Source organism: Vibrio sinaloensis (assembly GCF_000808535.1).
Taxonomy (GTDB): domain Bacteria; phylum Pseudomonadota; class Gammaproteobacteria; order Enterobacterales; family Vibrionaceae; genus Vibrio; species Vibrio sinaloensis_D.
Genome location: NZ_JWLV01000001.1, coordinates 754,959 through 768,544 on the forward strand (window position 1 = coordinate 754,959; position 13,586 = coordinate 768,544).

General features: G+C 46.7%; 13 protein-coding genes. 8 read left to right on the forward strand and 5 right to left on the reverse strand.

Annotated elements, in window-relative coordinates; translation table 11 throughout:
* Positions 1–67 precede the first annotated feature (67 nt).
* Positions 68–316, forward strand: coding sequence for an Lpp/OprI family alanine-zipper lipoprotein (locus RJ47_RS03315; protein WP_005470243.1), 249 nt, complete (start codon positions 68–70; stop codon positions 314–316).
* A gap of 65 nt (positions 317–381) precedes the next feature.
* Here the strand turns inward: RJ47_RS03315 and RJ47_RS03320 are convergent, their stop codons facing one another.
* Genes RJ47_RS03320 through RJ47_RS03335 form a run of 4 tightly spaced genes read right to left on the reverse strand, consistent with a single transcriptional unit; the run spans position 382 to position 4,441 of the window.
* A complete protein-coding gene (locus RJ47_RS03320) occupies positions 382–1,287 on the reverse strand; it encodes a L,D-transpeptidase family protein (RefSeq protein WP_005470287.1) in 906 nt (301 codons plus the stop codon).
* Positions 1,277–2,701 carry a deoxyribodipyrimidine photo-lyase gene (gene phrB / locus RJ47_RS03325; protein WP_039481370.1) on the reverse strand — a complete coding sequence of 475 codons (1,425 nt, stop codon included), beginning with the start codon at positions 2,699–2,701 and terminating at the stop codon, positions 1,277–1,279. Before phrB ends, RJ47_RS03320 begins: the two co-directional genes overlap by 11 nt.
* Positions 2,698–3,501 (reverse strand): MerR family transcriptional regulator, encoded by an 804-nt coding sequence (locus RJ47_RS03330; protein WP_039481373.1) that lies wholly within the window; start codon positions 3,499–3,501, stop codon positions 2,698–2,700. The genes phrB and RJ47_RS03330 overlap by 4 nt, the downstream gene beginning before the upstream one ends.
* Positions 3,491–4,441: a YbgA family protein gene (locus tag RJ47_RS03335; RefSeq protein WP_038188943.1), complete on the reverse strand. Its 951-nt coding sequence runs from the start codon at positions 4,439–4,441 to the stop codon at positions 3,491–3,493. The genes RJ47_RS03330 and RJ47_RS03335 overlap by 11 nt, the downstream gene beginning before the upstream one ends.
* A gap of 344 nt (positions 4,442–4,785) precedes the next feature.
* Between RJ47_RS03335 and deoD the strand changes: the two genes are divergently transcribed.
* The 4 genes from deoD (at position 4,786) to RJ47_RS03355 (ending at position 10,202) form a co-directional block, all read left to right on the forward strand.
* Entirely contained in the window at positions 4,786–5,496 is a 711-nt protein-coding gene (gene deoD / locus RJ47_RS03340) for a purine-nucleoside phosphorylase (protein WP_005470284.1), read from the forward strand.
* 61 nt (positions 5,497–5,557) lie between these two features.
* Positions 5,558–7,027: a lactate dehydrogenase gene (locus RJ47_RS03345; RefSeq protein WP_039481376.1), complete on the forward strand. Its 1,470-nt coding sequence runs from the start codon at positions 5,558–5,560 to the stop codon at positions 7,025–7,027.
* Between the two features lie 126 nt (positions 7,028–7,153).
* On the forward strand, positions 7,154–8,641 hold the full coding sequence (locus RJ47_RS03350; RefSeq protein ID WP_039481685.1) for a hypothetical protein: 1,488 nt from the start codon (positions 7,154–7,156) through the stop codon (positions 8,639–8,641).
* Positions 8,622–10,202: a diguanylate cyclase domain-containing protein gene (locus tag RJ47_RS03355; protein ID WP_005470044.1), complete on the forward strand. Its 1,581-nt coding sequence runs from the start codon at positions 8,622–8,624 to the stop codon at positions 10,200–10,202. The genes RJ47_RS03350 and RJ47_RS03355 overlap by 20 nt, the downstream gene beginning before the upstream one ends.
* Before the next feature lie 6 nt (positions 10,203–10,208).
* Here the strand turns inward: RJ47_RS03355 and RJ47_RS03360 are convergent, their stop codons facing one another.
* Positions 10,209–11,099 (reverse strand): DMT family transporter, encoded by an 891-nt coding sequence (locus RJ47_RS03360; RefSeq protein ID WP_039481378.1) that lies wholly within the window; start codon positions 11,097–11,099, stop codon positions 10,209–10,211.
* A 140-nt stretch (positions 11,100–11,239) separates the two neighbouring features.
* Between RJ47_RS03360 and RJ47_RS03365 the strand changes: the two genes are divergently transcribed.
* The 3 genes from RJ47_RS03365 to RJ47_RS03375 all read left to right on the forward strand — a co-directional run bounded on the left by RJ47_RS03365 (position 11,240) and on the right by RJ47_RS03375 (position 13,583).
* Entirely contained in the window at positions 11,240–11,629 is a 390-nt protein-coding gene (locus RJ47_RS03365) for a DUF3302 domain-containing protein (RefSeq protein WP_039481381.1), read from the forward strand.
* Complete coding sequence (locus tag RJ47_RS03370; protein WP_005470154.1) at positions 11,629–12,759, forward strand: HlyD family secretion protein; 1,131 nt, start codon at positions 11,629–11,631, stop codon at positions 12,757–12,759. The genes RJ47_RS03365 and RJ47_RS03370 overlap by 1 nt, the downstream gene beginning before the upstream one ends.
* Before the next feature lie 275 nt (positions 12,760–13,034).
* Entirely contained in the window at positions 13,035–13,583 is a 549-nt protein-coding gene (locus RJ47_RS03375) for an ECF-type riboflavin transporter substrate-binding protein (protein WP_039481384.1), read from the forward strand.
* Positions 13,584–13,586: the final 3 nt, after the last annotated feature.

Genomic DNA, 13,586 nt, shown 5'->3' on the forward strand with positions numbered 1-13,586 from the left:
ACGTCACTATACGCAAGAGAAGGTATAGGACGACTTTATTGATACATATATTTCAAGGAGTTCGATTATGAACAAAATGTTGATCGCAGCTGCAGCGTCTTCTGTACTTCTACTAGCTGGTTGTGCTTCTGGTCCAGATGCAGCAACAACCGCTAAGATGGATGAGCTAAGCAACCAAGTTAGCCAACTAAGCCAAGACGTTCAAGCACTTCAATCTGAAGTTCGTAAGTCTGGCGACGCTGCAATGTCTGCACAAGAAGAAGCGTCACGCGCTAACGAGCGTATCGACAACATTGCTCAGTCTTACACTAAGTAATAACGTCTTCTTAAAGAAAGGGTCTGCAAATGCAGACCCTTTCTTTTTTCTGTTAAGAGACTAAGCTAATTGACAAACGTCGGAGCAACAATCTCAACAGGCACACCATTCTGCGCCAAGATTGCGGCCCTAGCCTTCACATCTGAATGATCAAACTCTTCCAACCACCAGCCTAGCTCAAGCGGCATTTCTAAGCTCTTTTTGGAACCATCACTTCTGGTCAGAGGTTCGTGGGCTTCAATAAACACACTGCGATCGGGTTCGAGCGAAACCTTAATTGGCTCATTGATCACCCGTACTTTCTCTCCCAGCGAGACTTTGGGAAACAACCAGTCGATATCTTTCGGCTCCATCCGAATACAACCCGAACTTACGCGCAGGCCAATACCGAAATCTTTGTTGGTGCCATGAATCAGATAATCACCCGCGCCATAAGCGAGACGAAGTGCGTATTCACCGAGTGGGTTTTCGGGACCTGCGGGAACCACAGCAGGAAGTTCTATTCCTTTCGCTAAATACTCTTTACGAATAGACGCAGGTGGCGTCCACGTTGGATTAGGACGCTTCTGGCTGATCGTGGTCGACATTTCCGGCGTATCGCGCCCGACTCGACCAATCCCCACTGGGAAAATGTGAACCAGACCGGAGTCAGGCTCGAAGTAATACAGCCTTAGCTCAGCTAGATTTATCACGACACCTTCACGTTCAACTTGCGGCAAAATGATTTGCGTCGGAATCGTCAATACGTAACCGGCTTTAGGCAGAAACGGATCAACGCCTTTATTTGCCGCCATCAATGAGAGAAAGCCAACATCATATTGCTTGGCAATTTCCGCCAAGGTTTCGCCTTCATCAACTTGGTGGTACTGAGTTCGCCCGACAATGTTGCTCCCTTCTGGAGGTAGCGGGTAGCTAGCCGCGAATACTTGCGAGGCAAAACAACAACCCAGAGCAACGAGTTTACGTAGCATCCATGAAATCCTTAGCATTTTTATAGTTGGCTAAGGTTATCTCTCTTTGAGCCTTGTGATCAACTATTGGCGAAGGATATGACACGCCTTTTGCATTGGCCCACTTGCTTGGTTGATGAATATACTTATCAGGAACATTCTTAAGCTCAGGGACCCAGTGGCGAACAAAATCACCCTTCGGATCGAACCGCTCCCCTTGTGTGGTTGGATTGAATATTCGAAAATAGGGCTGGCCATCGCAACCCGTTGACGCACACCACTGCCACCCTCCGTTATTGGCTGAGTATTCTCCATCGATTAGTTTGCTCATAAAGTAATCCTCACCAATCCGCCAATCCACTTGCAGATCTTTAATAAGAAAACTGGCGGCGATCATTCTTAATCGATTGTGCATCCACCCCGTTTGGTTTAACTGGCGCATTGCCGCATCGACAATGGGGTAACCCGTCATACCTTCCTTCCAAGCCTGAATGCGCTTCTCATCATTCTGCCATGTGAGGTGTCTCCCCCAAGGAAGGAAACTCTCTCCACGACTCAGCTTTGGCTCAAAATAGATAAGATGCTGATAAAACTCTCGCCAAATTAGCTCACTCAACCAAGTTTGACGTCCTTCACTCAAGGGAGGTATTTGCTCATAAAGTAGCCTTGCCATACATTGCCTGACAGACAATGCACCAATCGCTAAATAAGGAGACAATCGGCTGGTACCCTCAATAGACGGGAAATCACGGTCTACTTGATAATCGTCACTGCGTTCATTGACAAACGCTCGCAACAACTCAAGGATCTGTGCTGTTTTTGCGGGGTAAGCATCACTACACTCCGTCGGGTAGCTGAACGTCATATCATGTTGCAATATGTCTTGTGGTCGCAGCTCTCGGCCATGCTCTACCGCGCTTTTTGCTGGCTGAACGTGCACAGGGTATTGCTCAAGTTTCTGTAAGTAGGCACGTTTATAAGGAGTAAAGACTTTAAAGTAATGCCCCTGCTTGTTTACGACACTGCCTGGCGCAAAGTGGCACTTGTCGTCATAGCGATGCAGCATCACTCCCAGTTCAGAGAGCTTGCTCTCAGCCTTATCGTCGCGACTCACTTCGTTCAGCTCGTACTCTTTATTGACGTGGACGTTGGTCACACCATATTGCTTAACCCAACTTAACACCACATCGACACTGCACGGATAATCTGGAGCTTCGGAATAGATTAGGGGAATGTTCAACTCAGAAAGCTCGCTCTTGAGTTCGACAAGCCGCCTTTTGATCAAATCCGCTTGGATAGGCGCCATTTTATGCTCACGCCAACTATCAGGCGTTGCCACAAATGCTGCTATTACTGGTTCTCCGCTCTCAATCGCCACGTTCAGTGCCGTATTGTCGATTGTGCGCAAATCGCGCCTCAGCCATACAATTCTCATCTATATTCCTCGTAAGCGGCTAGCACGTCGGACATGAAAAACTGACCGGAAAACCCGCCTCTCACACTCTCAATACCACCCATTTGCTGCTCGGTGAGCGGACGTGGGCTATAGAGCGCTATCGAATCAAATTGCGTATCAAATTCTGCCCGAACGAGCCCTGACACATCATCAACGCCATCTAGCAGCGTCATGTTCCATCCATCATCAGATAATTTTGCCGCCCACAAACGACTCTCGATATCTCGACTTGGATCAAAATTGATGAACAAGCACTTGCCTCGATACGATGCTTTGTTTTCTGCTTCAATGATCGCTTCTAACTTTGCGATTAGCAGACCATTAAACAATGCCGTTTGTAGTACCTGTTGGTTGCGCTTTACTAAAGAGAGCGATTCATAGATCGGCTTCACGAACTGTTGAATGACCGCAGGCAATGGATACTCTTTTAGCACCGTATTAATGGTCGATTCGACCCGCTTTTTATTGAGTATGGCAAGAGCAGCGGTAACCTTATCCACTTCTTCTAGGTGTTGGTCAATCGCTACCCCTTGATCCTCGACTAAGGATTCTGCGTCTAACAACGCTTTTACCTTGCCAATAGAGACCCCCTTGTCCAGCCAGGTTTGAATAGACCGAATACGAGCAATGTCTTCTTCTTTATATAGACGATGGCCCTTTTCAGTTCTCATGGGTTTAATCAGGTTGTATCGACGCTGCCACGCTCGCAAAGTGACGGGCTTCACACCAGTCAACTCTGAGACTTCTCTGATGGCATACTGTTTTTCATTACAATCCATAACGTAAACGTAACTCCTGCGGATATGGGTCAAAATATTTTTGTTGTTGCAAATAACTGTCCGGATGGGTCGCTAAATAGTGTTTAATCAGCGTCAGTGGTGCTAATAACGGTATCAGACCAACACGATAGTCATCGATCACTTGGCAAAGCTCCGCTTTCTTTTCTTTATCTAGGTCTCGCTTGAAGTAACCCTGCAAGTGCATTAGAACATTGGTATTGTTCTTTCGGCTTGCTCTGTGAGCCATCGCTTTCATCAACCCTTCTCGATACAGCTTGAAGAATTCCTCAAGATCGTAGTCAGAAATATTGGCGACCAACTGGCCGAGTTTCTTATAAGATTCTGGGTGATGAGCCATGAGCGTTAACTTATAGCGAGAGTGGAAGGCCACAATCGCTCCACGTGTTAGGTTATGGCCTACAGACTGGTAGTAGTCATGCAGTGTGTATATGCGAGTAATGAAGTTCTCTTTCAATACAGGATCATTTAGACGACCATCTTCTTCTACTGGTAACCACGGCATTTTTTCCATCAAAGTTTTGGTGTACAAGCCAATGCCTTCTTTCGCAGCGCTGTTCTTGCTGTAAACCTTCACACGCTCCATGCCACACGTTGGCGACTTAGCACAGACGATGTAACCACAAAGCTCTTGATCAACAAGCTCAGCAACCTTCTTCTCAGAATAATCGATCATGGCTTCAGTGTGCTTGTTGTCGGGATTTTTGGTTTCAACAAGTTCGATTCGCTCTTCATTCGACATCAAGCGAATAGTGGGTCTTGGAACCGGCATGCCCATACCGACTTCTGGACAAATAGGCATAAAGTTGAAGTAGGGCGCCAACTCTTTGGTGACGAATTTACTGATCTTATGCCCTGAGTCGAAACGCACGTTTTCGCCTAGCACACATGAACTGATACCGATATTGATTACATTGCTCATCATACTGTCCTCTCAAAGGTGTACAAATTTTTTGTTTGTATAATTATTAGCACAATTTTCTCATGTTATACAAAAATTATTTTTGTACACACAGATGAACGTTACGATAAATTGCCTCAATAAGTTCACTTTAAATAAGCAATCGTTTTTCCGAATCGATTGCATACCCACTTTCAACACAAAACGTTATCAATAGCCTTTTTCACTTCGAGTTTGGGTGCTTTTGTGACATACATCTCACGGCTCGAGCGCTTATCTAGCTAGTATTGCCTCAACAGATAAAACAGAATCAACAAAATTGGTAATCAGGAAACTGAATAATCAATAACTTTGGAGTATCAACTATGGCAACCCCACACATTAACGCTCAACCAGGTGATTTTGCAGAAACAGTACTTATGCCGGGTGACCCGCTACGCGCTAAATACATTGCAGAAACGTTCCTAGAAGACGTGAAGCAAGTATGTGACGTACGTAACATGTTTGGTTTTACAGGTACTTATAAAGGTAAGAAAGTATCAGTAATGGGCCACGGTATGGGTATCCCATCATGCTGTATCTACGTTCACGAGCTAATCGCTGAATACGGCGTTAAAAACGTAATCCGTGTAGGTAGCTGTGGCGCAGTGCGTGACGACGTAAACCTAATGGACGTTGTGATCGGTATGGGTGCATCTACTGACTCTAAAGTTAACCGTATCCGTTTCAACAACCACGACTTCGCAGCAATCGCTGATTACGGCCTACTAGAAGAAGCGGTAAACCAAGCTCGCGCTCAAGAAGTGCCAGTAAAAGTGGGTAACGTATTCTCGGCAGACCTTTTCTACACACCTGAAGCAGACATCTTCGAGAAGATGGAAAAACTAGGCATTCTAGGTGTAGATATGGAAGCTGCTGGCATCTACGGTGTTGCAGCAGACCTAGGTGCAAAAGCACTAACGATTCTAACCGTTTCTGACCACATCATCCGTGGCGAAAAACTTAGCTCAGAAGAGCGTCAAAAATCGTTCAATGACATGATGAAAGTGGCGCTAGAGACAGCAATCAACATCTAATTCGATTTACTTTGCCACCAAGTGTCTGCTTGGTGGCCCGAATAATCCCGAGGGGGAGATAGTGACAACTGGCAAACTGCCACAGGAAGCAGAAGGTTTACAGCTCAACTTTTGTAAAACATTGGCGTGTGACAACTTTGGATTGAGTGATGCATATCGTTACGTTGTGCAACATGCGAACCCTAAACGACCTGCGATGGTTTGTCGGGAGTGCGGTGCTTTCCCCCCCTTACTTAACAACCAAGAAGTTCTCAACGAGCTTCACCGCTTACGTCATCTTCATAGCGATGGGCTCCCAGCCTGCCGCAACGATGATTGCGAAAACTTTGGCTTATCAGTCCATACCCACAAGCACCTTTATCATGCGTTTGGTTACAGCGGTGACCGCCAACGCTATCGCTGCAAGTGCTGTCAGACGACCTTCGTCGATAAATGGTCTGGAGCCAATAAAAAACTTCATTTCCAAGAAAACCTGCTTGGCTTGCTCTTTATGGGCTACTCTGTCCGCGAGATTTGCCGCAAATTAGAGATCAATCCAAAAACGTTTTATGACCACTTGGACCATATCGCAAGTCGTTGCCGACGCAAGTTGGCGATGTTCGACGCGAGATGGGTTAACCACGCACAATCCTATGAGTTTGCTTCCCACTACGTACAGTTGCAGCCTAAAAGCAACAATGGCGTCCTTTGGATGGCAACTGGCGAAGCCAACAGTGGCTATATATTGTGCCAACACGTCAATTACTCGGCTCAAGAAGAGCCAAGTGGAAGCGTCGATCACGATCCGTACTCAACACCATCACGTTTTGTTTCACGCGATCACTCGTCAGAAGCAAACATGCCTGCACCCAGTCCCTCTCCGGTGCTGAAGGAACGTATAGACCAGCAATATCAAACCATTCTGGCACGTGGCAATGTTGAAGATCCAATGGGCAACTTGACGGTATTCAATTACCCTTCAAAAGGCGCGTTGATTCGACCTCCTTACACCTCGTACGCTCACTTTTTGCACGTTCTAGATATGTGTCAAGAAGAGAGCCGAGTCAGCATTTACTTGCCACAAGATCCCGTCCTTCGCTCGGCAGCGTTGAGCGTGTTCTTGCCAAGAATTCAGCGCCAAAATATCGACTTGATGTACGTAGAGGAAGACAGCCAGTGGCAGACAGGCAGTGCAATCGACAAGATTGACATTGTTCATATGGGATGGTGGCGAGATCGCTGGGCAATCAGTTCGGTTGGTAATAATTCAAAAGGCATTTGTTACCTAGCGGGTCAACAAAACGAACCTGAATACTGGTTGCAAAAGGCTTCAATTCGAAAAACGGCGTTCTACCAACAACGCTTTCAAACCCTATTCGAAAGTTTTATCAATGAGCCTCGCCGCAAACTTCGACCTGGTGGTCTACTACCAATGTTGGATATTTTCCGAGCATGGCACAATTTGTGCTACCAAGATAAGTGCGGTAACACGGCGGCGCAAAATCTTGAGCTAACACAGTCTCCGCTGACATTGAGAGAGTTGCTTTCATAATTGTCATTAATGTGACGCGCCCCCGTAAACCGCCCGAGTTTTAGTACTTTTAGTAGAGTAAAGTAAACTGCTATTCTTATAATAAGTATGGCGTTTTAAGCATAGAAGCGGTAAGGGATTGATTCATTGGATAAAAGCCAACGACTACTAGAGACAGAGATAGATCAGCTTAAGGCGCGCATCGAAGCCGAGCCTGATAAGGTTCGAGCTATCGCGGAACAGTGCGCGGCGCGTTCTGCACAAATCCTCTACCCTGAAGGCGAAATTCAGTGCTTAGTGATCATGTCTCGCTGCGCATGGAATACCATGGACTACCGAAAAGGGATTCGGTACATCAAGGAAGCGCACAGCAAGCTTAGCTCTCTCGACACCGACGATCTCCTGCCTGAAATTCTTCACATTCACGCACTCCACTACTGGGGACAAGCCAAGTATTACTCTGCCCAGCAGTATTGGATTAACGCGCTAGAGCAATCAGCTTTGGTCGACGAAACCGAGATTCAACTGGAAGCATTGATTGGCCTTGGCAACGTGTGGCGTATTACCAACGAATACCCGTTGGCCAAGACCACCCATGAGCTTGCGGTTACTGTCGCGAACAATGCCCGAATAAGCTGGTTGGAGGGTAAAGCGCGTATCTTGCTTGCTTGGGACCACTATCTACTCAATAACTATGTCGAGATGCTGTCGGTACTTGATGGCGCTGCTGAAGCGCTAAAAGATCACCATGACAATACCTGGCAAGCGGAAATTTGGGATTTTCGCGGCCTTGCATTACTTGGCTTAGAGCGATTGGAAGACGCTGAGGAAGCGACCAACAAAGCGCACTCCCTAGCGGTTAAGCACGATTTAGTGTGGATGAAAGCGCACTCTTACATCAGCCGTGCTCGCCTAGAGCTATTGCGTAAACACCCACAAAAAGCCTCAGAGTTATTGAAAAATGCGGAGCAATCTGCGACATCATTTGATAACGGAGAACTGTTGTCTCAGATCTGTTTTCAACAATCGAGGGTGGCGGAAGAGTGCGGCGAGCACAAAATCGCCCTACAAGCGTTCAAAAAATACCGTAAACACTCGACCGATATGCTTCGCGAACAGACCGCTCGCGTAAGCAACGACAAAGCGCGCGCTTCCAAACGTCAACTTGAGCAACGTGCTCGTAAATTGATCAACCGAATTCGTGGCCAGCATGAATACGATCCAGAAAAACACCTCAGCCAGATGGTGTCTGAAATTTATTGGTGGGAACAACTGGTTCTGTTCAAGACTGAGCTAAAGCGCTCGAACCATGCCGTCATTATGATTCAACACTCTGACTCTGGGTACTTAGACGTATGTGCGGAACTGGCTCACTCTCTGTGTAACAAACAAGACCTGCTCTCACGCTTGAGCAGTGAAAGACTTGGGCTTTTGTTGGCAGACAAAGGCGATGAAGCGCTAAATGTTTTCCATGTACTAGCCAAAATGATCGAAATCTACCCTTGGCATCGCAAAGGACTCGACAAACCTCTGCCAAAAGTTGTCTTCCAAGACATACTCACCTTCCCATTCACCCTAGAACAATTAGAAGAAAACCAGCGACAGGAAGAGCAAAATGGAAGTATTACTGAATAAAATTTCCGACTCTGGTTTAGATGCGTCTTCGGTGGCTGGTGAAGAAGCGTTAATTTTCTGGAGCCACGTTCGCCAACATGTCGCCTCGACGCCTCAAGAAAAAGCCCAGTGCTTAATCATAAGCGCTGAGTTTCGCAGTGAACTAAAGCAACCTCTTACCAGTATCGAAGAGTTGAGAGAAGCGCTTAACCTGCTTACATTGCCTCAAGATGCGGAATTGATCCTCGAGGTAAAAAACAGCTTAGCGGATCGCCTCGTTGAAGGCGGAGACTACAGCGGCGCGCTTCATGAATACATCACCGCCTCCACCATCGCTGTAGATAACAGCTTTATCGATGAATATGCCCTAGCCGTACTGGGAATGGGTAATCTCTGTGACGCGTACGGCGATCACAATCGCGCCCTTCGCTATTACCAAAAGATTGATAGCATAGACCACGCGATAAGTAGCCGCTCACTTCGCCTTAGATACAAGCTCTACATGCTTGCCTGTTACATTGAGCTTAACCGCTACACAGCGGCACAAGATTTAATTAAAGAGTGTGAAGAACTCAGTATCCTCGTCAGCGATAAAGTATTGGCAGGGCAAATCTTACTCTATCAGGCAAAGTTATATCGCCAAGAGAAGCGAACCGATCTCGCGATGTCGTGTCTATCCAATGTTCAATACGCATCGGGCAACATCCATTCGGTATGGTTATCTAACATGACGCGCTTAGAACTTGCCTACTGTTTGAATGAAGCAGGAAAATCGCATTGGGCCAACATGATTCTTGAAGCGGCGCATAAGAGAATCAAACAACACGCGTCACCGATATTAAACCTTCAGCTTTGTAACTCACTGGGTGAGATTTGCGAGCAACAAGGCGACTACGTGCGTGCGCTCGATTATCAAAAACGAGCATTTCGAATCGAAAGTGATTTGATGAAGCAAATCCCGATCGGTGAACTCGGCGCTAGCCAATTACGTAGGCTTTCTCGTTTCGAACTGCAGCTCAAGCTCATCTTGTCCGAGATTGAAAATCGCGAACTCAAAGAGACAACAGAAAGCCAGAAGCACACCGTGGCTCAGTTGCAACAAGACGTGTTTACCGACCCATTAACCAAACTGCATAACCGACGTTGGCTCGACGTGAAGCTGAAAGACTTACTGCTTCACGACGTGCCGTTTGCTTTGATGGTGATAGACATTGACCACTTTAAATCGATCAACGATGAGCTTAGCCACTTGGTGGGCGACAAAGCGATCGTAAACGTTTCAGCCGAGCTAGCGGCTTACTTCAAGTTCCGCGGTGCCTCATGTGTTCGATTTGGTGGTGAGGAGTTTTTGGTCATTATTGAGCGCTGCACACTAGAACAAGCCGAAATGCATGCTGAAACCTACCGCGAGCGCATTTTCAATTTTGGCTGGGGAGATATTCTCGGTGAGCGCGGGCTAACCGTGAGTGTCGGTATCACTTTGCATCGCGAAGGTGAAAACACACAACGTACCTTCTACCGTGCAGACAAAGCGCTCTACCGAGCAAAAGCCAACGGTCGCAACCAAGTCTGCACCGAGTAAACACTGCTACTGAACAAAAAACAGCGAGATTCCGATTATCGCCGCCAGAGTGCCGAAAACGCTTTGGCGGGTCACCCTTCTTCCTTTAAACAGATAGATAAGCAACATAAATAGCGGACTGGTTGCGATTAATGTTTGAGCCACTGCCGGATTGGCATGTTTTAGCGCGACCTGCTGCAACCACAACGCTAAAAACGTGCCCACGAAAATAGCCGCGAGAAGCCAGATAAATGCGGGCTGTGATAACGAGCGTAAATGACGTTTAGTCTCTTCAAATGGCGACTTTTCAATACATCCAATGACCAGTACCACGGCTAACACACCAACAGACAACCGAATCAAGGCGCCAAGCAATGGTGGAAGATCCCCAGCAACCAAGGCATAGTGCGAAATAACAACACCCGATGCCTGACATACACTGGCTAGTAATCCAAACATTACCCCTGTCATGCTAATTGATTGACTCTGCTCTTCGGGCTGAAAAATGACAAATGTCACCGCAACCGTTGTAACAATCACACCGAGCCAACTCTGAAACGTTAAGGCAGACCCCAATACCAGTAAAGCTAAGACACCCGACAACGGCGGGGCCAGCGATTCTAATAACAACGTCTTATTCGCACCAATTCGTTTTAACGAAGCGAAATAAGCGCTATCACCAATAGCGATACCTATCATGCCGGAAATGGCCAGTATCAACAAATGAGACATGTCAGGCTTTACGATGTTAACCGAGGTAATCGGTAGCGCAATCAACATCATTATTGACGCTATCGTTCCCTTTAGGATGTTCAATTGCAGAGCGGTAAATCGGTGACTAAACTGGCTGTAGATCCACGTTGCTAACGCCCATACCACCGCTGCGGCGAGCGCTGCTACCTCTCCTTGGTATGCCATATCAACCCACATAATTGTTAAAATAGTTAATTGAGAAGTGTAACCAAAAAATCTCTAATTTGTTGTTTTTATTTCTATACTTTATCTCATAACCACCGTACGATTTAACTTTCCATAATTAAAAAAACAAGGATGTAACTATGTTTTTAGATTACTTCGCATTGGGCCTTCTGGTCTTTGTCGCGTTGGTTATCTTTTACGGCATCATCGTTATTCATGACATTCCGTATGAAATAGCAAAAGATCGCGAGCACCCTCATCAAGATGCGATTCACTATGCTGGCTGGGTTAGCCTATTTACCCTGCACGCTATCTGGCCATTCCTTTGGATTTGGGCAACGCTATGGCGAAAAGAGCGTGGCTGGGGATTCCAAAAGTTGGAAGCGGAGCAGCATGATATTCACCATCGCGTCGATGCATTGATTGATCAGGTCAACCAACTACAAAAAGAAGTCGCCGAACTAAAAACCGAATCCAATGAGACCACAGCGCCTTCCAACCAGACTGATGGTCAAGAGGAGAAGCAGTAATGGATTTACTTTTAATTCTGACGTACGCCGCTCTGTGTATCACCATATTCAAAGTCTTTAATATCCCGCTGAACAAATGGACAGTCCCTACCGCAGTTCTTGGCGGCGTTGTCCTTATTGGTACACTCATTTTATTGATGAACTACAACCATCCGTTCACACAAACCGGTAATCAAGTTTTTTCTTCGACCCCTATCGTTTCAGGCGTAAGAGGAAAAGTAATCGAAGTACCCGTTCAGCCAAACCAACCACTCCAGCAAGGGGACGTTCTATTCAAGATTGATCCAATCCCTTATGAAGCGGAAGTGGCTAAGAAGAAGGCTCAAATTAAAGAGGCGAGTCAAGGCGCGCTTGGACTCGAGTCGCAGCTTCAAGCAGCCAAAGCCGCAGAAGTGAAAGCGATAGCAGAGCGCGATAAGGCGCAGCGTGAATTCGATCGTTACCAACGAGGTTACGATAAAGGTGCATTTACCGAGCAACAACTCGATACACGCCGCCAAGCCTTCAAAGCCGCACAAGCTGCCGTTGAGTCAGCTCAAGCGGGCGTGGAACAAGCAGAACTCGCACTGGACTCTGAGATTGGTGGAGAAAACACCACTGTCGCTCGTCTATTAGCAGAGCTGCGCCAAGCGGAGTTTGACTTGGAGCAAACCGTGGTTCGCGCACCGACTGATGGCTTTGCTACCCAGCTTGCTTTGCGCCCTGGCGTAATGGCCGTACCTTTACCGCTCGCGCCTGTGATGACCTTCGTTCATACCGAAGATAAAATATACACAGCCGCCTTCAGGCAAAACTCGCTGCAACGATTAAAACCTGGCTATGAAGCCGAGTTTTTATTCCGCGCACTGCCAGGTAAGGTGTTTAAAGGTGAGGTAATCGACGTTCTTCCAGCCATTGGTGAAAGCCAGTTCCAGGCTCGTGGCTCACTTCTTGGAACAGAAGCTCTGCGCACCAGCGGCCGCGTATTTGTGACACTGAAGATCACTGATGACTTAACAGAGTACAATCTTCCGATGGGTACAGCGGTCGAAGTGGCAGTGTATTCCGATAAATTCACCCACGTTTCTATCATGAGGAAAGTACTGATTCGAATGAAGAGTTGGCAAAACTACCTCTACTTGGATCATTAATACTCACATAAAACAGGCCTCAATCGAGGCCTGTTTTTTTATATCAACCTCTATCCTCATCTACGAAGCGACCAACAACGGTTAGCCATCTAGATAGTTGGCTTTCCAAGTCATTTATCAACAGGTATAATTTGCGCCTTGCGCTCATAGGTGTACAAAAATCAATCAAATAAAGCACCTATAGCTACCTTCTTTAAAGAATTTATCACTGTTTTCTTGAACAGCAGACACAGACTATCGCTGTTCTGAAATAGGCATCACACTAAGGGTTATCTATGAATCTTTCTGCAAAAACCGTTGTCGTTATTGCAATTGGCGCTGCGCTGTATGGAATTGGCGGCTTACCGATGTTCGGTATTCCTGTTTTTGCCAATACAACACTTAAACCGGCAATGGCGGTATTGGCACTTTTCTCTGTTCTGTTTGGTCCTATTGTTGGCTTCTTAGTGGGTTTCATCGGTCACTGGGTGACGGATTTGTTTGCAGGTTGGGGCGTTTGGATCACTTGGGTGTTAGGTTCTGGCATCGTGGGACTTATTTTGGGTTTCTATCCTGCGCTAACCAAACACCGTCTACAAAATGGCCACTTCAACCACAAAGACTTCGCGCTGTTTGTCTTGCTCGCATTGATTGGCAACGTGATCGGCTACGGCTGCTCCGCATTCCTTGACACCATTCTATACGCTGAACCATTCACCAAAGTTTTCACTCAGTTGACCATTATTGCTGCTGGTAACACAGTGTTAATTGCGGTTGTTGGCTACTTTATTCTCAAATCAGTCGCAAAACGCAACGCTCAAAGCCGCAACCTAACTGAGGCTTAATCA